16 protein-coding genes and 1 pseudogene are annotated in these 20,279 nt (G+C 46.9%); 3 read left to right on the forward strand and 14 right to left on the reverse strand.

The features are described from left to right. Positions 1–324: 324 nt before the first annotated feature. Together QFZ78_RS16145 and QFZ78_RS16150 are read right to left on the reverse strand one after the other, a co-directional pair. On the reverse strand, positions 325–1,653 hold the full coding sequence (locus QFZ78_RS16145) for a sensor histidine kinase (RefSeq protein WP_307549022.1): 1,329 nt from the start codon (positions 1,651–1,653) through the stop codon (positions 325–327). Then, on the reverse strand, positions 1,650–2,336 hold the full coding sequence (locus QFZ78_RS16150; protein ID WP_307549024.1) for a response regulator: 687 nt from the start codon (positions 2,334–2,336) through the stop codon (positions 1,650–1,652). The genes QFZ78_RS16145 and QFZ78_RS16150 overlap by 4 nt, the downstream gene beginning before the upstream one ends. A 441-nt stretch (positions 2,337–2,777) precedes the next feature. Here QFZ78_RS16150 and QFZ78_RS16155 point away from each other — a divergent pair, with 441 nt between their 5' ends. The 3 genes from QFZ78_RS16155 (at position 2,778) to QFZ78_RS16165 (ending at position 4,264) form a co-directional block, all read left to right on the forward strand. Next, on the forward strand, positions 2,778–3,182 hold the full coding sequence (locus tag QFZ78_RS16155; protein ID WP_307549027.1) for a DUF6223 family protein: 405 nt from the start codon (positions 2,778–2,780) through the stop codon (positions 3,180–3,182). Positions 3,183–3,347: 165 nt separating this feature from the next. Further along, complete coding sequence (locus tag QFZ78_RS16160) at positions 3,348–3,731, forward strand: VOC family protein (RefSeq protein ID WP_307549029.1); 384 nt, start codon at positions 3,348–3,350, stop codon at positions 3,729–3,731. 128 nt (positions 3,732–3,859) lie between these two features. Beyond that, a complete protein-coding gene (locus tag QFZ78_RS16165) occupies positions 3,860–4,264 on the forward strand; it encodes a DUF6223 family protein (protein ID WP_307549031.1) in 405 nt (134 codons plus the stop codon). A gap of 193 nt (positions 4,265–4,457) precedes the next feature. Here the strand turns inward: QFZ78_RS16165 and QFZ78_RS16170 are convergent, their stop codons facing one another. From QFZ78_RS16170 to QFZ78_RS16225, 12 genes and pseudogenes are all read right to left on the reverse strand, one after another. Then, positions 4,458–5,588, reverse strand: a complete 1,131-nt coding sequence (locus QFZ78_RS16170) for a glycosyltransferase (RefSeq protein WP_307549033.1) — start codon at positions 5,586–5,588, stop codon at positions 4,458–4,460. 333 nt (positions 5,589–5,921) lie between these two features. Beyond that, a complete protein-coding gene (locus QFZ78_RS16175) occupies positions 5,922–6,230 on the reverse strand; it encodes a hypothetical protein (RefSeq protein WP_307549035.1) in 309 nt (102 codons plus the stop codon). Positions 6,231–6,355: 125 nt separating this feature from the next. Next, positions 6,356–6,673, reverse strand: a complete 318-nt coding sequence (locus QFZ78_RS16180; protein ID WP_307549037.1) for a hypothetical protein — start codon at positions 6,671–6,673, stop codon at positions 6,356–6,358. After that, positions 6,645–6,866, reverse strand: coding sequence for a hypothetical protein (locus QFZ78_RS16185; protein ID WP_307549039.1), 222 nt, complete (start codon positions 6,864–6,866; stop codon positions 6,645–6,647). Before QFZ78_RS16185 ends, QFZ78_RS16180 begins: the two co-directional genes overlap by 29 nt. A gap of 152 nt (positions 6,867–7,018) precedes the next feature. Beyond that, positions 7,019–8,915, reverse strand: a pseudogene (locus QFZ78_RS16190) (PrkA family serine protein kinase). Between the two features lie 230 nt (positions 8,916–9,145). Then, positions 9,146–11,434, reverse strand: a complete 2,289-nt coding sequence (locus tag QFZ78_RS16195) for a glycoside hydrolase family 95 protein (protein ID WP_307549041.1) — start codon at positions 11,432–11,434, stop codon at positions 9,146–9,148. Positions 11,435–11,445: 11 nt separating this feature from the next. Then, complete coding sequence (locus QFZ78_RS16200) at positions 11,446–13,281, reverse strand: cache domain-containing sensor histidine kinase (protein ID WP_307549043.1); 1,836 nt, start codon at positions 13,279–13,281, stop codon at positions 11,446–11,448. Continuing rightward, positions 13,278–14,297 (reverse strand): response regulator transcription factor, encoded by a 1,020-nt coding sequence (locus QFZ78_RS16205; RefSeq protein ID WP_307549045.1) that lies wholly within the window; start codon positions 14,295–14,297, stop codon positions 13,278–13,280. Before QFZ78_RS16205 ends, QFZ78_RS16200 begins: the two co-directional genes overlap by 4 nt. Positions 14,298–14,376: 79 nt before the next feature. Continuing rightward, a complete protein-coding gene (locus QFZ78_RS16210) occupies positions 14,377–16,497 on the reverse strand; it encodes a TIM-barrel domain-containing protein (RefSeq protein ID WP_307549046.1) in 2,121 nt (706 codons plus the stop codon). 18 nt (positions 16,498–16,515) lie between these two features. Beyond that, the gene (locus QFZ78_RS16215) at positions 16,516–17,478 is read right to left on the reverse strand and encodes a Gfo/Idh/MocA family protein (RefSeq protein ID WP_307549048.1); all 963 of its coding nucleotides are present in this window, start codon (positions 17,476–17,478) and stop codon (positions 16,516–16,518) included. 15 nt (positions 17,479–17,493) lie between these two features. Then, positions 17,494–18,516: a glycoside hydrolase family protein gene (locus tag QFZ78_RS16220; protein ID WP_307549050.1), complete on the reverse strand. Its 1,023-nt coding sequence runs from the start codon at positions 18,514–18,516 to the stop codon at positions 17,494–17,496. A 168-nt stretch (positions 18,517–18,684) separates the two neighbouring features. Beyond that, positions 18,685–20,262, reverse strand: a complete 1,578-nt coding sequence (locus QFZ78_RS16225) for a type 2 periplasmic-binding domain-containing protein (protein ID WP_307549052.1) — start codon at positions 20,260–20,262, stop codon at positions 18,685–18,687. Between the last annotated feature and the right edge of the window lie 17 nt (positions 20,263–20,279).

The raw sequence follows: 20,279 nt of genomic DNA on the forward strand, positions 1-20,279 counted from the left end.
GTCAATTTTATTGCCGTAGAAAGGTGATTTTTATGGATGTCCTTATCGAGCGAGCTTGCTGTTTGGATGTTCACAAGAAGTCCATCACCTTCCTAAACCCGGACAAGCTTATCCGGGTTTACCACGAAGTAGATTCCGGCAAACTTTCCGCGTCGGAGTTGTATAACATAGCGGCCAGAGTTTCGTCCCCCGAACGAATGACGATACCGGTCTCACCGTTCAGACCGCTCGCCCCAGGGACACTTGAAATCAGAACTATAACCAAAAGGATTTACTAAGATCAATTACCCGATAACTCGCTTCGTCAGCTAGATTCAGAGTTTGCTATGCACAAGGCAGATGTACAGTAAATTGGGTCCCACGACCAACCTCACTTTGTACCGAAATGAAGCCTCGATGAGCCTCGACAAATTCTTTTGCAATGGCAAGTCCCAGACCCATGCCACCCGTATGACGGGCACGTGATTCTTCAACGCGATAAAAACGATCGAACAGGAAGGGGAGCTGCTCCGCCGCAATACCGATTCCGGTGTCCTCAATCGAGACGGACGCAAAGCGTGACTCTTCATGGGAACTATCCGTAATTCGGATCGAAATTTTTCCACCGGACGAGGTATACCGCATGGCATTAGTCAATAAATTATAGAATACTTGCGTGATCCTGTGAGGATCGACGAATGCATTCAATTTTTGTACCGGATACGAGCGAACAATGTCGATATGTCGTTCTTCCGCTTCCGGCTTTAACATATCGATGATCCGATCCAAAAGGGGAACAAGATCTGTCGGGGACCGGTCCAGCTGCAATTTACCTGCTTCGGCCAGCGTTAACTGGTGGAGATCGTCGACAAGTTTGGACAAACGGATAACTTCATCCTGTATAGGCAATAAGGTTTCCGGAGGAATGTCCCGTCCTCCCTCTTGTATAACTTCCATATTACATTGAATAATGGAAAGCGGCGTCCTTAACTCATGCGCCACATCGGCAGTCAAATTTTTTCGTACCTCTTCTGCGCGTAATAACTGCTGCGCCATATGATTGAGCGCGCCGGTTACTTTCCCGAATTCATCTCTTGTTGTCACGGGAATACGAACATGAAGCTCTCCAACTGCAATTTTTTGTATGGCGGGGATGAGACGTTTCAGGGGCTCCGTTAATTTCTTGGTTAACCATAAGCCAAGAAGCAGTGCAACGATCCCGGTTAAGGTCGGCACCCTCAAACCTTGGGTGCGCATGGAGTCCAGAACATACTTCTTTAGTAGATAATCTTCTGTCGATTCCCACCTATCGACATAGATCGTGCCGACCGTCGCTCCGTTTACTATGACGGTATTCCGTTTTCCCTGCTGTATCAGCGACCCAGAATCACCCGACCCTCTAAAAAACAAGATGTTGCCTTCAGAAGACAATAGTGCGATCTCGCGCCCATCCGGACTTATCTGCTCCAATGCGTCTGAAATCTTAATTTCCTCTATGCCTTCCCATGAATTGTCATGCTCCTTATAGTAGATCTCAAACAACTTTGTCGTTTTTGCTTTGAAATAATCTTCAAAACGGTTCTTTAAGTATCCTTGGGTTGCCCCGAAGTAGCCCACCGTGACAAAAAAAACTAAAACCGCCATGGCGCCAAACAATTTTCCCCGAACGTTCATAACTTGTCACCGAATCGATAACCGAATCCGATCACGGTTTGAATATATTTTGGGATCGCCGAATCGTTCTCGATCTTTTTCCGCAAATTACTGATGTGGGAATCGATCGTGCGCTCGTAGTTGATGAAATCATCTTCCATGACCGATTTCATAAGTTGAAGCCGACTGAATACAATACCGGGTTTGGCGGCCAAAGTAATCAGTAATTTAAATTCTGTAGGAGTAAGAACAATTTCCGCACCATCCTTCATGACTTGGCATTTCGATTCGATAATCGTCAAGTCTCCCCTTAGCATCGTCTGAATTTCTTCAGGTCTACCTTGAATGCGGCGTAATACGGAACGTATTCTCGCCGCTAACTCTCTCAAGCTGTAAGGCTTGGTCATGTAATCGTCGGCTCCGATTTCCAAACCGATAATTTTATCCATTTCCTCCGTTTTTGCCGTCAGCATAATGATTCCATAAGACCCCATAGTCCGAAGTTCGCGGCAAACTTCAATTCCGCTCATTCCCGGAAGCATCCAGTCTAAAACAACCAAAGCCGGGCGCTCCGTTTTGGCTGCAGTCAGCGCATCCTTGCCCGTCGTGGCGCACACAATCCGAAACCCTTCATTTTGTAAATAGGAAGCCATCGCTTCAAGCATTTTCACTTCATCGTCCACCAGAAGTAAAGTTGTTTCCATCTATATCCCGCTTCTTTCTGCTGTTTTTACTCGTAGTATAACTTATATTTATAGCAAAAATATAATCACCATGAAAAAAGGATATGTTCTCCACATGTCCTTAACATGGAATTGATAAACTATGTTCGAGCATGGGAGAAAGCGGTAGCAGGGTGTGCATAAATAGAAAGTTCAACCCATTCATTATCAAACGAAGGAGCGGATTCAAAAATGAATAACCAAAGAATAAACCGTAGTGATACGGGAGTTGGAGAGCTAACGGAGGGTCAGCGGGCTGATTCTCCACTCGTCCTCAGAGCACGAAATCTTCGAGCCTCCAAGCAAATGATGGAAAGAACATGATCACATTTTCATCTATCCACCAATTAGAAGAACACGAATGATTGCTTTAAGTTGATAAATATTCAGTTTGCAAAAACAACAAAGAGGAGTAATGAACAAATGAAAATGAAGCTAGTTTCATTCGTAGTAATTTGTACACTTCTACTTGTGCCAACTATTGCCTTTGCTGAAGTGACCGACGGTAATATCGTAAACGGATTTACCCCCATGCGACTCAGGGCGCTCGTGGCCGTGGTGGCGGGGCTTATCAGCGTGGTCATCGGTGGGGTGTCTATGTCCCGCTTTGCTGGTCGTTTCGGCACCGGCAAAAGACGAGTAGGGTCCATCGTGGCCGTGGTGGTAGGGCTGATCGGCATAGTCATCGCTACACTGCATCTGGCCAACTCCACCGGTGGTTGGGGCACAGGCAACGGACGAGCTGGGGCCACCTTTGCTATAGTGTTGGGGCTGACCGGCATGGTCCTCGCTAGGATAACTCTTGCCCGCTCCCGACGCGCCGGCTGATCTGACCATTGTGCACTGTGTTGTGGCTCCTCTCCTTCATGTGCGTGTTCCGGTGGGTGCAGGGGCGCTATGATTTTGAGAAAATTAGGGACAGTTATTGCTTACGGACGTGCGTTCTGATCATTGGAACGTCTACGCCAGAAAAAGAATCTAGGAGGAGAAAGAATGGCCGCTATCAAGGTACGTTACATTGTCGACGATGTAGATGCGACAATCGTATTCTACACACAGCATCTTGACTTCATTGTCAAAACACATCCTGCACCCGGTTTTGCCGTTTTGGAGCGAGGTGACTTGAATCTTCTTGTGAATGCCAAAAATGGTCCAGGTGGAGCCGCTCAAGCCATGCCGAATGGGCGAAAACCGGAACCCGGTGGCTGGAATCGGATTCAAATCGAGGTCGATGACCTGGGCGTCTTTGTCGAGCCCCTGCGTAAAGCAGGCCTACGCTTCCGCAATGATATTGTCACAGGTTTTGGTGGTAAGCAGATCTTACTAGAAGACCCAGCAGGTAATCCTATCGAACTCTTCGAGCCTCCAAGCAAATGATGGAAAGAACATGATCACATTTTCATCTATCCATCAATTATAAGAACAAGAAGTGATTGCTCGCTTTTGTTTAATAATAATGTGAGAACTACAAACTTCCTAAAACAACAAAGAGGAGTAATGAACAAATGAAAATGAAGCTAGTTTCGTTCGTAGCACTTTGTACACTTCTACTTGTGCCAACTGTAGCCTTTGCTGAAGTGACCAACGGTAATATCGGATACGAATTTACCCCCGGGCGAATTATGGCCTTCATGGCCGCGGTGGTGGGGCTTATCAGCGCGGTCATCGGCGGGCTGTCTCTGGCCCGCTCCGGAGGCCGTTTCGGCACCGGCTCCGGGCGGCGCGGGGCCATCGTGGCTGCGGTGATGGCGCTGTTCGTCATAGTCTACTCTGGATTTCATCTGGCCAACTTCACCGGTGGTTTCGGCACCGGCAGCGGGCGAGCCGGGGCCATCGTGGCCATAGCGGTGGGGCTGATTGGCGTGATCCTCGCTGGGATAGCTCTGGCCCGCTCCCGACGCGCCGGCTGACCCGACTATGGTGCACTGTGTTATGTTCCTTAGCCTTCCCGGGCGTGTTCCGGAGGGTGCAGGGAATATTGTTACAGGTTTTGGTGGTAAGCAGATATAGAAGACCCAGCAGGTAATCCTATTGAACTCTTCGAGCCCCCTAGCAATAAGGAAAGAACCCTCATGTCATCCACATAAGGGCTCTCACTATTTCCTATTGGGCAGCGTAGACGTGTTCTAATTCTAGAGCTACCTCTTTAATATCATAGCCGGCTAGTCGAATCGCTCGGATTCGCTCATCAACCGGGACAGGATCACTGCGTATCGCCTTCATTAACCATTGCACCCATACGGCAATGTCTTGCTTCAAACACACGAATGCGAAAAAACCTGCTCTCAGATTCGCTTCTTCTGGTAAAACATCGGATACCACACAGGGAACTCCTGCCGCTTGCGCTTCAATCAAAACCATGGGTAAACCATCTTTGAATGAAGGAAGGACCATGACATCGAATTCCTGAAGGAGCTCAGAAATATCATCCCGCAGTCCTAATAGATGAACGCGGTTTTGGATCCCTTTTTGCTCGATCAGTGCTAGAATCTGAGGCCGCAATGCACCATCCCCTACCAAAATAAGCCTCGCATTCGGCACACGATACAGCAGCTCTTCAAAAATCTCAATCAGGAATGAATGATTCTTAGCTGAGCTAAACCGTCCAATATGACCAATGATTGGCTCCTCCAATGGAATATCCAAGTGCTCGCGGAGCGTCATGGTCTTCTGTACTCTACTTGTAAATCGATCGACATCTATCCCATTACGGACCATTCTGCCGCGTTTATCTTGAGACCATTGGTACCCGAATAGCGCCTGACTTGCCGTGATCGAGCTGCTTACCCAATTGGTGGCAAATCGCTGAATCATATTTCTCTTCAACCATCGAGATACCTTAGTAGTTGAGGAAGAGTATGTATAATCACTTATGCTGTGACAATGTACAATACGAATTTCAATGCCAAACAGCCTTGATGTTAACAACGTTAAGACACTAGCCTCATAGGTATGACTATGTAAAGCATGGTAGGGACCGTGATGTTGAATCGCCGACTTTAACTCATATATGTAACCCATCCAGCCCGCCCTAGGCTTCTGCAGGATGAATATCCTCCCACCGAATGCTCGTATTTCTTCATCATAATCTGAAGGATTATGTGTGTGGACAACGAAATCGAATTGAATCTTCGATCGATCCATGTGCCGATATACATTCATAATAAAGCTTTGCGCTTCTCCACGATTCATATCACTAATATGATGTAATATCCGAACGGGTTGATTGCTCAACACACTTTTCCCCCTTAGATTTGCACAAGTGAAGTCCTCATAAGCAAAAGCCAAGATGGTTTTTCCATCGTATCGATGAATACAATGACTTGGAATATAAATGATTTTGAAAAGGGGAGCGAGAGGATTAGTAAACGAGAGGGTAACAAATGTAAACGCTATATCAATAGAATTGTAGCATGAAAATTACACAATGCCTATATGATTATTAAGATTTGATAAAGATTCGTAGTCGTACATGCCCATTTTTAGTAGAAAATAGAAAAGTACAGAGAAACTCTCTGGATAAAGAAAGCTTCTCTGCTTTGTTTAAGTGCATGCCAACTATTGCGTTTAAATCCCTGGAAAACCGGGTTTATACGGCGGGTAGTAGGGGCTTTGCGGGTAGGGATAAGGCGGATATGGTGTCGGAGGGTATGGATATGGATAGTAAGGCTGCTTCGCATATAAGTATGGGGCCACTACCCACGGCAGCAAATTTGTCAGTCCGCCATATCCATAGTGCGGATGATAACCATGGCCATAGCCACCATGGCCATAGCCACCATAACCAGGGCCGCCATGTCCAGGGCCACCATAACCAGGACCGCCTCCGTGCCCACCTTGTGGCGGACGTAATTCTTGCTCTTCTGGTTTCGTCATTTTCTGGATCACTCACATTCTTGTATAGTTAACTGCCTACAATACTGTATGTGTGCGATTGCCTAGTTGGTGATCACTTCTCCAAAAATTGGGCGGATACTTTCTTATGCTTGGTAACAATCTTATTACTTCCGATCTTTCCAGATATCGCAGAGTCCGACGAAAAAAACAACAATTGTCGTGATCACAATAAACCGAATATCCCAAGCATTGGGAAAATCATTCACATTAGTACCCGAAGCACGGAGAACAAGAACAAATAAGAGCAGTACTAAATCAAAAAACATACAGTAGGCCATGCGAGCTGAAAGCTTATGAAGTGGTAGTTTGTCCAATATTTTGCCGAATCCAAAGACGTCTGACCATCTGCCGGGTTCGTTGGATTTTTTCTGGGGGGAATGGTCCTCTTGTCGATCAGAGATCGGCTTTTGCTCGTTTTGCATCTTTCTTGCCAGCACCTTGCCTAGACTCGTGGACATCCAACCACATCAGGATGGCTCCGCCGAAGCTAAATCCCGCTATACAAATTCCCCCCAAAGGAGATAATAACCCCATCTCCCAAGTCATCACGAAAGCTAGAAAACTCACCACAAATAAAAGAAGTGCACCTGTCTTTTTCATTGAGTTGCCTATCATAATCTCTTGCACCTCCTCTATCGTAAGATCTTATAGTATATGAGAGATTACTAGATTCGGTGATAAACAGTAGACCGTGCCTTTACAAATGAAAAAAGGACCTGAGGGGTCGTCTGAACCGCCTCAAGTCCTTTTACTTCCACTATGAAGTTTTATCTGTTCAGCAAGCTCCCTACATAACGCAGCAGCTCATTCGCACATACAGGGCAATATCCGTGCTCATCAATCAATTGCTTTGTCACATCATTAATTTTCTTCAATTGCTTCTCATCCGGTGTCTTCGTGGAAGTCGTTATTTTCACGATATCTTTCAAATCAGCGAAAAGCTTCTTCTCAATTGCTTCACGCAGCCGCTCGTGACTGCTGTAATCGAATTTCCGACCTTTGCGAGAATAGGAGGAAATACGGATCAGTATTTCTTCTCGGAATGCTTTCTTAGCATTTTCAGAAATGCCGATTTGCTCTTCAATGGAGCGCATCAGGCGCTCATCCGGATCCATTTCCTCACCGGTAAGCGGATCCTTGATTTTCCCCCAGTTACAATAAGCCTCAATATTATCGAGATAGTTATCGAAAATGGTTCTAGCTGATTCTTCGAAGGAGTAAACGAACGCTTTCTGCACTTCTTTCTTGGCAATATCGTCGTATTCCTTGCGCGCCACAGAAATGAAATTGAGGAACCGCTCACGCTCATCCTTCGTAATCGACGGATGCTGATCCAAACCATCTTTCAAGGCACGCAGGACATCTAGCGCGTTAATGCACTGAAGATCTTGGCGAATCAATGCACTTGAAATTCGGTTGATGACATAACGCGGATCGATCCCGCTCATACCTTCTTCTTGGTATTCATTTTGCATTTCCTTGAGATCCGCTTCTTTGTAACCTTCCACAACTTCACCATCATACATACGCATTTTCTTGACTAAATCCATCCCTTGCTTCTTCGTTTCTTTCAAGCGGGTAAGAATGGAGAAAATCGCAGCAACCCTGAGCGCGTGCGGAGCAATATGAATGTGAGACATATCACTCTGTCCGATGAGCTTGTAGTAAATTTTTTTCTTCATCCGAAACCCGAAGGTTATACGGAATTGGCATAACAATCATCCGCGATTGCAAAGCCTCATTTTTCTTGTTCGCAATAAAAGATTTATACTCGGTTTCATTCGTATGCGCAATGATCAGCTCATCGGCGCTAATGAGGGCAAACCGTCCTGCCTTAAAGTTACCCTCTTGTGTGAGAGATAGTAAGTTCCAGAGGAATTTCTCGTCGCATTTCAGCATTTCCTGAAACTCCATAATCCCCCGATTTGCCTTATTCAGCTCCCCGTCGAACCGGTAGGCACGCGGATCGGATTCGGAACCAAACTCCGTAATGGTAGAGAAGTCTATACTTCCCGTCAAATCGGCAATATCCTGTGATTTCGGATCGGATGGACTGAACGTACCGATACCTACACGCGCTTCTTCTGAAACGAACACACGCTCAACATGAACATCTTCAATACAGCCGTTGTACTCGGTTTTTAAACGCATTTGACAGGAAGGACACAAGCTGCCTTCAATCTTTACTCCCAGCTCTCGCTCGATCTCGGGACGCAGCTCCATAGGGATCAAATGAAGTGGTTCCTCATGCATCGGACAACCTTTAATCGCATAGACAGCCCCTAAGTCAGTTCTAGCAAATTGCTCCAGCCCTCTTTTCAGCATGGTCACAATGGTTGATTTACCACCGCTTACAGGACCCATCAGCAGTAATATCCGCTTACGAACATCCAATCGACGGGCAGCGGAATGGAAATATTCTTCCACCAGCTTCTCAACGGCTCGATCCAGGCCGAAAATCTCTTTGTTGAAGAATTTGTAGGATTTGTGCCCGACTTGGTCATTGATTCCTTGCGAAGCAATCATATCATAGACCCTTGAATGCGCTGTTCTCGCGAGTCCAGGATTTTTGCGAAGCAATTCTATGTACTCCGCGAACGTACCGGTCCAGCTCAATGAATCCTTCTCCGTACGATGCTCCGAAATTCTTTTGAATATGTCCATGGGTACCTCCTTTCACTGCTGCCTTTCTTATCTAGGTCAGCTCGTGATGGTGAATTGTGTACTACAATCCTATGCACTCATGGAGGATAACTTGCCCGAAATTTTTTAACTGTAATGGATTTCTCGCTTTACTATTATTGGTTAACGTAATGGATTAGCAGTTGCGAATCCAATCATCCAATGAATGACAATAACTGGAATTAGATGCCCGTCCATACACGTCTCAACGATTATTTTCTATAAAGCTCATACGTTCTGCCCGCTTCAACACGAAACTCTACAACTGACTGGTCCCCGCCTAAGGCGATATCTTCTCCCCCGCAGCGGATTAGAACGTCATGACTTGTACGGACTCTACATAAGCCAGCCTTCGCTGCGCTGATGATCGCTTCCGATAGTTTTCCATCGGTCCACTTCAGGTTAACGACGTATCCGCCGCGCCCCCTAAGTCCTCTCACTTCACCCTCAGACCACACAGGCGGCAGCGCAGGAAGTAAGTTCAACTCATCGGCATGGGATTGCAGCAGCATCTCAGCAATGCCAGCCGTGGCACCGAAATTTCCGTCAATTTGAAAAGGAGGATGCGCATCAAAGAGATTGGGATACGTTGATTTGCGCAGCATGTGGTTTAAATGTGCATACGATTGTTCGCCATCTTCCAGTCTTGCATACATATTAACGATCCACGCACTGCTCCAACCCGTATGCCCGCCTCCGTTTTCCAATCTGCGCTGCAGTGTGGCTGCAGCTGCTTTGGCTAATTCCGGTGTGCGATGCGGGTTGATTTGGGTTCCGGGATGCAGCGCAAACAACTGTGAAATATGCCGATGACCTGGATCATCCTCCTCATAGTCCTTCAACCATTCCATGATCTGTCCGTGTTTGCCAATCTGCGGCTTAGGCAGCCGCCCCAGCAGCGCGGAGTACCGCTCACGAAGCTCACTATCGACCTGCAGCAGGAGACTGCTCTGTTTGCACGCCTCGAACAACTCACGGATGATCTGCGTATCCATAGAAGGCCCCATGGTCAATGCCCCTCTAGTTCCATCCGCCAATACATATACGTTTTCTGGAGAGACTGATGGTCCCGTCACAAGCTGTCCATCTGGCGATTCCACCAAATAATCAAGGAAAAAAGCTGCAGCATCCTTCAAGATCGGGTAGGCTCTATGCCGTAAAAAATCCATATCTTCGGTAAAAACAAAATGCTCCCATACGTGTAAGCTTAGCCATGCAGCTCCCATCGGCCATATCACACATGTCGGGAACAATCCTTCAGGCCGCGTCTCTCCCCATAAGTTCGTGTTGTGATGAGCGACAAAGCCCGAGCAGCCATACAGCTCGCGCGCTGTTTGCCGACCACTGACCTGCATTCGTTCGATATGGTCGAACAGCGGTTCATGACATTCCGATAACCCGCAAACCTCAGCTGGCCAATAATTCATTTGTGTATTGATATTAATTGTATATTTGGACTCCCAAGGAGGTGTAAAGCTGTCATTCCAAATGCCTTGGAGATTCGCGGGCAGACATCCTGGGCGGGAGCTGGCGATCAGTAAATAACGGCCGTATTGAAAGTAAAGCTCCATCAAACCGCTATCCACAGTCGATTGATCCCCTTGTAGAAGCTTCAAACGCTCATCCGTTGGCAAATCATCAAAAGGATCGTTTTCAGTCAAAGACAAACTCACCCGATTGTACAATTCCTGATAATCTTGAATATGCCGGCGTTCTATTTCGTCAGCATTGAACCGATCGGCGCCATCAATTTGAAGCTTGCAGGCTGCTAATGGATCTGACTCTCGAAATGTGCTGGCTGCGGCAAGCATCAATGTCACAGAGCTAGCCCCTTCCACAGACAGGAAGTCGCCAATCACGGACACATGACCATCCTTGGATTTGGCTTTCAACACACAAGCATATTCAACACCATGCTTCCCGCATTCTCCGCCCATCCAAATACTACCCTCCGACAATGCGCCGGTTTCCCCCTCAAAAGGTCTGCGATTCAGATTCGCAGAGAAATGAAGTTTGCCTGGTTGATCGCACTCCAATTGAATCATCATCACTTGATCGGGACAGCTGGTAAACATCGTACGACGGTAATTGACTCCGCCCACCCTATAAGTTGTACGAGCGATGGCTTTCTTCAAATCCAATTCTCGCCGATAATCTTCAACTTCGCCTTTCTGGTCATGAAAATAAAGCCTTAGGTCTCCCAAAGGCTGATAAGGATTATAATATTTAGGTGTGGAAAAGAGCGCCATTCGTGTTAATCGCGTAGCTTCCAAGACGTTTCCGGCAAAAAGCAGCTCTCGGATTTCTTCTAAATATCGAGAACCATCGGGGTTGATGCCATCTTTAGGACCTCCGTACCAGATGGAATCTTCATTTAATTGAATTCTTTCCTCTTGCACTTGACCAAAAATCATCCCGCCCAGTCGACCGTTACCGATCGGAAGCGCTTCTACCCACATCTTAGCAGGCTGAAGGTACCACAATTTCTCGCGATTTTTCAAGTTTATGCCCCCTATTCAAGATTTGGTTTTTCATAATGTTTAGGTGATGCAGGCATTACCATGATCATTTTAGTTCCCTGCTCAGCCATACTTTCAATCCTCAGTCCATAATTCTCCCCGTAGACCATTTGAATTCGGCGATGGACGTTCAGCACACCAATACCGCCTTTTTTACCTGCTTCATCTATTTCATCATCTGCCAGTCTGTTTGTGCTCAACTTCTCTTGGAGCTGCGCAAGTTGTGTCTCCGACATCCCTGAACCATTATCCTCTACACTAATCCAGAAGATTCCGTCCTCTACCCCTCCGTCGATTCGGATGAAATGATAATCTTCCAATCCTTCCGGAAATGCATGCTGGAACACATTTTCGACCAGAGGCTGAAGGGTCAGCCGAACCATGACATGTAGCAAATATTCGGGCTTAATCGCAACATCAATCTCGAATTCCCGGCCAATTCTATGCCTCAGCACGACCAGATAATACAAAACGTGCTTCAACTCGTTCGCAACCGTAATTTCTTCCAGATTGGTTTGGACCGAGTAGCGCAGCATATAAGCCAGTGCCTTAACAATTTCGGATATCTCCTCTGAATCCTGAATCGTGGCATAGCAGACAATCGTCTCAAGTGTGTTGTACATAAAATGAGGATTGATTTGCAGCTGAAGAGATTGAAACTCAGCCTTCTGCCGCTCCATCCGAATTTCTGAATTGCTTAATTCGACCTGAACCACGCGATCAACCGCTTCAGATAACCGATTGACCATCACGTTATAGCGAACCATGAGTTCGACAATTTCGTCCCTGTGAGAGGGGAGTGGAATGGTCGCCCAATTTCCTTTTTCCGTCTCTCGCATCCCGGATTTAAGTACTTGAATCGGCTTGGTAATCGACTTACCGAATCTGTAGGCAAGTAAAATCGCTAATGCCAGAGTAAATAACCCGACTACAAGCGTTGTCGAACGGATGTTAGCCACCGGTTTACGCAGTTCATGAAGCGGCATGGAGACAACAAGCTGCCAACCCGAATAATCGGATTTACGGCTTAGATACATGCGCTGATCCCCTTCATTGCTATCAATAAAGGAATGATCCCCAGCCTGTTTCAGCTTTTGCACAAAATCATTGGGAACATCGGATCCGACTCTAACTCCTTCGGGGTGATACACATAACGACCCTTATCATCAATGATAAACAGGTACCCGTATTTACCTAAATCAATTCCTTTCCATAGAGCAGACAAATCAGCAGATCTCATCTCAATGGCGAGCAAGCCACTCAATTCAGGCGAGGTGAAGCCTCGGATACGACGGACAAGCGTGAGCATTTGATTCTCCTGACCTTCAATAATGGTGTGGTTCAAAATACTTAATTTTCCGTCAGGCGTTGTATTGGCGAGTAAATATTCCCGCTGCTTCCGTTTATCCTCAACATTGAATGATTGCTCGTTCACACCATTATAGTAATAGACCGCATTCAGCTTATCGCTGAGCAAATAAACAGAAGCTAATTTAGGATTGCGAATAAATAACGGATCGACACTCGTTTCGAGAATCATTTTCCGATAGGTAAAAAAGTCATATTCCTCCCGATTGGCTTTCAAATCAATAAACTCCATAACCTGTCTGTTCGTCAAAATAGAGACAATCGAGCGCTCATAATCAATCAAATACAGATCCGTATGATGAACCGCGTTCCCGACGATTTGATTCATTTGGTTCTCAACCATTTCCGCTAACTCATCGGAAGATGTCATATAAGAGAAAATACCGACACTGCTAAGAGAAAGAATAATGACAATTAGAAAATAGACGAATAGCTTTTTCGTTAAACCTCTAATTTTCATTTAATACCAAGCCCTGCGCGATATTCAGAAGGCGAAACGCCAACAATTTTTTTGAAGGTTTTCGTAAAATGGGGGTAATCGTCATACCCGACATCAGAGGCCACATCCACGATTCGAACATAAGGGATAGCTAGCATTTCCTTCGCCTTCGTCATCCTTTTTTTGATCCGATACTGAACAAAGGTTTCCTGCGTTACTTTTTTAAAAAGCGAGCTGAAATAGGTAGGTGTCAATCCGACCATCGCAGCGACTTGATCCAGCGAAATGTCCTCTGATAACCGGCTGTCGATAAAGCCTTTGGCCTCTTCCATAGGATCTTTGAAGCTGCCGCTTCGAACATCTTGAAGTCCTTTCGCCATTTGATTCAAACCTTTCTCAAACGCTTCGAGGGCTTCCTTCACACTATCCGCCTGCAAGTGAGCTTGCACGGAGGACGGGGAATAATTGCGGCCTTGAAAGCGTTTGACAAGAAGCGCATTACAATCATCCAGAAGCTCCTTAAGCTGGGCCAATGATAAATTGGCAGATAGGCAGTATTCACGCCAGCGGCTGATTAAGCTGCTCAGTTCCTCCATTTGCAAAGCCCATATTTGCTGTTCCATTTGATCAATCCACTCGATATAACGGGAAGGCGGCATATAGCTGAGTGATGGCTTTTTGATCAATTGATCCAGCATGCCATGCACATCTGATTTGGTAACCGGTTTCAGCATATAGTGCCGAACACCATAATCCATACTTTTTTGGGCATATTCGAAGTCACTGTAACCGGATATTACAACGGTCTTAATGTGAGGAAATTCCTCATGAATGATTCTGCAGAGCTCCAACCCGTCCATTTTGGGCATGCGAACATCCGTCAACACTAGATCAGGCTCGCAGACGCGAATCCGCTCTAAAGCAGCCACGCCGTTCTCAGCCGTCTGTATTTTCGAGAAAGAAGGTGTATACATTTCCGCCATCTTTACCATTCCCCTGCGAATGACAGGTTCATCGTCTACAATCAGTACATGCATGTCCAGACCTCCCCTATGTTTCTCGGAATCGCTATCCAATTATGATAACTCACGGATAAAGGTTCTACAACGGAAGGAATTACAAACGAGTTTGTGCGAAACGCCACGTGACGGAACTGAAGGATGTCGGTTCCCCGTCTGTCCCTATAAGTTCCCCGGAGTAGACACCAGCTGCATTTTGCGTGACTGCCGCCTTCCACCAACCGAACTTACCTTGTTCATAATCGAACGATTCGCCGTCATCATCGTACAGATTGCCTTCACCCATTCCATCACCGAAATGAATGAGTTCAAGTGGAACGCGCGTGTCTACGCGTGGGACATGCGATAACGCAGGCATCATCGGAATGACGGACCCGTTTCTAACAAATACCGGAATTCGCTCTAAGCCTGCTTGAACGCGAATGATACATCCACCAGTATAGCGTTCTCCTGTCTCTAACCCATACCAGATTCCAGATGGCAATAGGACCTCCCGCTCGGACTCTCCTTCAACAAGTGGAGCTACTAGCAACGCATCGCCGAACATGTATTGGTCGTCCCATTCTCTCACTTTTTTCTTGCCGTAGGCGGCATCAGTCGTATTCAAGATTTGCTGTGCAGCTTCAGCTTCCAAAGCCTCGGCTTCCGCGATTTCTGATGCCGACATAACGAAAGGCATTGCGCGGAAAGGAGGAATACCCTGCTCTCGGTAGGTTGCGAAAGCTGTATACAAATACGGCAGCAATCTCATCCGCAGCTTGATATAATGGCGGACAGTACCTTCCACTTCAGGGAAAGACCAAGGCTTCGTTCCATCTCCCCATGCATTCAGCATCGCGAGTGGCGAGAAACATACTGTTTGCATCCGCCGTACCCAATCTTCGGCATTTCGGGCTCTGCGAACCTCCGGTGTCCACAGCAGCCCGCTGAAGGAGGAGCTGCATAGACCGCGAATAAATTGTTTGTGATCATAGAGATCCGAATATAGGACATAAGGCATCGTTGAGGCTGCGGCATTCGAAGCCCTAACAAGTCCGTACGTTCTCCGATTTTTGCTGCGGAACAGTTCAGCTGTCATTTTTTGGAATATCAATCCGTACATTTGTCTCATCTGCTCGCCATCCAGACCGGATGGAAACTGAGCATGTCCCGGGAACATCCAAGAATTGTTGGTCAAGTCACTGCCGTCACATTCATCCAGCTTGTAACCGGATACTCCGATATTGACATGCCGCTCTTCATGCTGCTTCTTATAAAGCTCCACAGCTGCCGGCAGCGAATAATCCGGCGCAAGCCCGCCCCATACCGAATGACTCCCCGAAAGCGGCTTCAGTTCCTCGTACAGCTCACTCTTCGGCGAAACGAAGGGATGCTCCCACAGGTTCACCCGAAAGCCGCTTTGGTCCAAAGCTTTCACAAATTTCTCAGGCTCAGGGAATCGGCTTTTCTCCCATTCGTAACTGACTGGGTAGCTTTGGCTGTGCCAACCGGGTTCGAGCCCGATCACATCACAGGGAATATCGTGCTGACGGAACTGCTCCGCTTCTTCAAGCACTTGCTGATCCGTATACAGCGTCGGAACTCGGTGCCAGAAGCCAAGTCCCCACTTCGGAGGCAGTGTGCCGCCACCGCAAAATAAATTATACCTAGCAACCACATCCGAAAGAGTAGGGCCGCCAAACACATACACGTCTGCACCTTCGAGAGGAAGCCGGATCTCCACCCGCGAAGCGATTAGCGTTGCCTTCCATCCCTTATCGGTGTTGCGATCACGAATATCCTCGCTTTGCGTTTCCTCCTGCCTCATGGTTGATCCGCAGTACAAAGTAACGATCCGTGAAGTATCCACCAAAACGCCATACCCGAGATCGCTTACGTAAAAAGGCACAGGAGCATGCGTCTCACCCGTATCCTGCTTGGGATCGCTGTTCACACGTAAATAACGGTTTCTTCCCCGTTGATTCATTCTTAATAACTGAAGGCCTGTCCCGTATAGCTTTTCCGTTCGATCAAGCGGAAAAGACAGAATGAGACAGTCATTTGCTTCCTCGAGCTGAATACTTTCCCGGGGAAAAGGCGGCTGTACCTGCGGCATTTGCTGCAAGGCCTCGACTTTCGGCGAAACGCCCATCAATGAGAGCGGTGTAATTCCTTGCGGTTCTCCGATCGTAAGACGCCATACGCCTGGCGCCGATTGTTGCCAATTCGTTATCTGCATGCTAGTTTCCCCATTCATCTATAGAGTTGGAACCTCAATGGCCTTCGTCTGACCGGATTCGCTTGCTAGCTTCGTGTAATGAACAAGGGCTTGGGTTTTCAAATAGTCCCTACCGCTTGTCTCCGCTTCTCGCCCCTCTTGAAGCGATGCCAAAAACTCAGCCAGTGTATCTGTTTCATCTACTCCACTCAGATCTTCGACGAGCAAGACCTCTCCGTCCCGAATTAGGCGGATTTCCTTATCGATTACTTCCAAAGCCCCTTTAGTTCCTTCTATTCTCCAATTACCGCTCCACGGTGTCTCTGTCCCTCTTGCAGCGATGGATGCATGGTAGGCAGCTGTGATGCCATTATCCATTTCAAGGAAGGCATAAGCATTGATGATCGCCATTTCCTCTTCCCAGGCGCCAATTGGATTGTACAGCTTGGCCTGCACCGATTTCCCTTCTCTTCCGGTTAAATATCGGAGCATATCCAAGTGATGTACACCAATGTCATCCAGGATACTAACGGTATATTTCCGCTGCACATGGTGGTACCTGTAGAACTGTATATCCAGCGAGGAAAGAGTGCCAATTGCACCCTCATCCAATAGCTGTTTCATTTTACGAATATAAGGCATCCTGCGGTAATTTTCTGCGATCATAAAAGGGATGTGTTCCCGAACAGCTCGTGCCACGACCTCAATGGATTCCTCATAATCAAAGGAAATCGGTTTTTCACACAAAACAGCTAACTTACGGTCAAATGCCGCATGATTCACCCTTGTGTGCATCATCGGCGATGTCACATTGACAAGAAAATCCGCCTCTTCGTTTTGCAAAGCTTCTTCTAATGACGTGTAGAAAGGGAACGGATCATCCTTCATCTTCTCTTTCATGGCCATATCAACCTCAACAACGGCTGCTAGTAATCCTTTATCTCTTAGACGTTTATACCAACTGAACCCTGCAGATCCCAAACCAACCAGTACAGCTTTCATATGTAAACTACCTCCCTAAGGCCTCAATGGAATAACCATATTCCAAGTGTTCGCTGCGCCCAGAAATCCCCCAGGTCCATCGGCAACTGCAGCGAACAGGTGCGTCGGTTTCCCCTCATGAAATAACAGAAAAGGACGTTCCAGATTACCCATCGTCTGCTCCGTTCCATCGTCCCAAAGAACCGTTCGTGAGTAAGCCTTTGGCGTCTCAGATAATTGCCATTTTAGCCCGTCCGGAGAAACAGCATGAATGCCTCCATGCCTTTCCCCGCAAAGCGTCCCCTCCATATCCTTGGCTAACAGCTCATACCCTTCCGTCGTCTTCCAAATGAAAGGGTCCTCGATATGAAATTGATTCGGCGGAAAAATGGGCTTCTCTGTTAATACGCGATAAGGTCCTTGATAGTTATCTGCTGCGGCTGCCCCGATCGTCATTTTCCCATGAAGATTACCTTCATATTGACGGGCTTTGTAGACAAGCAGCACGGAACCGTCTTCCTGTATGCAAGGTGCCGGATTGGAGGTCAAGTAGCTATCAAACCGCTTTGGTCGCACAGGGAGTATCGGGTTCTCGCTTCTTTCCCAAGGCCCAAAAACACTGTTCGACATAGCAAGACCCACTCGTTTATTAGAACGTGCTACGATGCATCGCGGGTCTTCCAACCCGAATCCATCACCGGCGACCACATCAGGTAGCGGGTGCGTAGAACCCATATAGTAGAGAAGATACTTATCCCCGAATTTGGTGATATGTGGATTATGCGTACTGCGCCCGTCCCAATACTGGGCTCCTCTGGCGGGCAGAACGACCTCTTGAAAGGTATATGGCCCTTCCGGGGTATCCGAAACCGCTCGTACAATTTCCGAAGCAACCAGCCACCCAGGATGCATGGGCAGCGACTTGGGCCAACGAGAAGCAAACATATGATAGCGTTCATCCTCTCCCCGAATAACTGAACCGCACCATACCCAATAACCTTCCATCCGAAATCCGCCTTCGCGAGGCGCAGGCAGCATACGTTCTACGATACTTTCCATTCAGACACTCACCTCTCCATCGATTTGTTGACTTCATTATAGAAATTAATTCGCTCTAGCAGTAAGGATAAAATTAAGATATGTATGTATTTTTTTACGATTTATCATAGGGAAAGACATCCTTCCGCAGAATACTCTGCGTGAAGGATGTCCCTTTCTAATGGCAGCTTATTTATTAATATCGAGCATAATCGCGCCTTGCTTCTTGTTCCAGCGATCGGTCGCTTCTTTAATAATTTCATTGCCGCCTTTGGCTTTATACTCTTCGATCACCTTCGGCCAATCGGAGATTGGTTCTTTGCCGTAAATCATTTTAATCATGTGATCGATAATAATTTTCGGGCCTACGTCAGGCTGAGGAGCAGCAAGATCCGGGAACTTAGCGAAGCTGCTCAAATCTGGATAAAATCCGATACCGGACAGCCCTTCCTTCGATAGAACCTCATCGAATGCTTTCAAGGTCGCTTTTCCATCTTCGTTCAGCAGAAGTCTTGGTTTATTGTAAGTGGAGTCATGCACCGCCCACATCGTTCCGCTGCGGAACCCTTCTTCATCTGTTTCTTCCTTCGTCGTCGGGAATTTATAAGTAATTTTGCCGCTGCTGTCTTTGGTGTAGGTATCGCCTTCAACCCCGAAGGTGAAGAAGGTTTCGGCTTCCGGCGAAACCATCCAATCAAACATTTTAATAATTCCCGCCGCTGTTTCTGGCTTCACATTTTTATTAATAAAGAAGGAACGAATGACAGGGGCATAATAGAAATATCCGCCTTTTCCTTCCGGGCCTTTTGGCGAAGCAATAATATCAATTTTTGCTCCTGGGACAGCTTGTTGGGCCTTCGTACGGTAACCTGGTAATCCGGAAGCATTTTGCGACCAGATTCCCGCTTTGCCCGACTCAATGCTTTTCGTAAAATCGGTAGAAGTGATGGTTGCGAATTCCTTTGGAATCAAACCTTCGTCATACATCATTTTGTATGTGGTGAGTGCCTTTTGAACATTTTCTACATCGAAAAACTTCGGGACTACTTGACCATTTACAAGCTCAAATTGATCCTTATAAGGCAAAACATCGAAAGCTCCTAGAATAACGTCCGCATACTTGAAGTTTTCCCTCATTTGATATGGATTCTCTACACCCATCTTCTTAAATGCCCGCAGCACATTCAAAAATTCGTCTACGGTTTTAGGAGCCTGAAGCCCGGCCTTCTCCAGTAAATCCGTACGAATGTACGTGGAACGTCGGGATGGATTGCTCAAAAATTCAGGAACGGCATAAATCTTCCCTTCATACGAAACACTATCCCAAGCTGCTTTGGGTACCGCTTTTAACAAATTCGGCCCATTCTGCTTCAAAAGTTCATCCAGCGGCATGAAAACACCGTTCTCTACAGAACCGGACATCGACTTACTGCCAGGACCACCGATACTGCCAACAACGTCGGGAATATCGTTACTAGCGAACATAACGCCGAATTTGGCATCCTCCACGACCTTAACGTCCAAATCCGTATTCGTTAACTCCTCTAGCTTCAAGATCCATTTATCCTTGTTCAAATCAGGCACTCGGGTATGGTATCCCGTACTGACTGTCGTTGGATAAAGCATCGAGAATTTAACTGGTGCTTTCTTCACGTTATCTGATGGCTGTGGTGAAGCATTTCCCGCAACCTTTCCATCCGAAGAACATGCGGTTAAAGCAGATGCTGTCAGCATGACAGCCAGGGTAAGACTGATTGTTTTTTTCATATAAACTCCCCTTCTTT

Source organism: Paenibacillus sp. V4I5, from assembly GCF_030817255.1.
Classification (GTDB): Bacteria; Bacillota; Bacilli; order Paenibacillales; family NBRC-103111; genus Paenibacillus_E.

Coding starts and splice junctions, on each gene's coding strand:
- QFZ78_RS16145 (WP_307549022.1), bottom strand. CDS start 1,653: ATGAACGTTCGGGGAAAATTGTTTGGCGCCATGGCGGTTTTAGTTTTT.
- QFZ78_RS16150 (WP_307549024.1), bottom strand. CDS start 2,336: ATGGAAACAACTTTACTTCTGGTGGACGATGAAGTGAAAATGCTTGAA.
- QFZ78_RS16155 (WP_307549027.1), top strand. CDS start 2,778: ATGAAAATGAAGCTAGTTTCATTCGTAGTAATTTGTACACTTCTACTT.
- QFZ78_RS16160 (WP_307549029.1), top strand. CDS start 3,348: ATGGCCGCTATCAAGGTACGTTACATTGTCGACGATGTAGATGCGACA.
- QFZ78_RS16165 (WP_307549031.1), top strand. CDS start 3,860: ATGAAAATGAAGCTAGTTTCGTTCGTAGCACTTTGTACACTTCTACTT.
- QFZ78_RS16175 (WP_307549035.1), bottom strand. CDS start 6,230: ATGACGAAACCAGAAGAGCAAGAATTACGTCCGCCACAAGGTGGGCAC.
- QFZ78_RS16180 (WP_307549037.1), bottom strand. CDS start 6,673: ATGCAAAACGAGCAAAAGCCGATCTCTGATCGACAAGAGGACCATTCC.
- QFZ78_RS16185 (WP_307549039.1), bottom strand. CDS start 6,866: ATGATAGGCAACTCAATGAAAAAGACAGGTGCACTTCTTTTATTTGTG.
- QFZ78_RS16200 (WP_307549043.1), bottom strand. CDS start 13,281: ATGAAAATTAGAGGTTTAACGAAAAAGCTATTCGTCTATTTTCTAATT.
- QFZ78_RS16205 (WP_307549045.1), bottom strand. CDS start 14,297: ATGCATGTACTGATTGTAGACGATGAACCTGTCATTCGCAGGGGAATG.
- QFZ78_RS16210 (WP_307549046.1), bottom strand. CDS start 16,497: ATGCAGATAACGAATTGGCAACAATCGGCGCCAGGCGTATGGCGTCTT.
- QFZ78_RS16215 (WP_307549048.1), bottom strand. CDS start 17,478: ATGAAAGCTGTACTGGTTGGTTTGGGATCTGCAGGGTTCAGTTGGTAT.
- QFZ78_RS16220 (WP_307549050.1), bottom strand. CDS start 18,516: ATGGAAAGTATCGTAGAACGTATGCTGCCTGCGCCTCGCGAAGGCGGA.
- QFZ78_RS16225 (WP_307549052.1), bottom strand. CDS start 20,262: ATGAAAAAAACAATCAGTCTTACCCTGGCTGTCATGCTGACAGCATCT.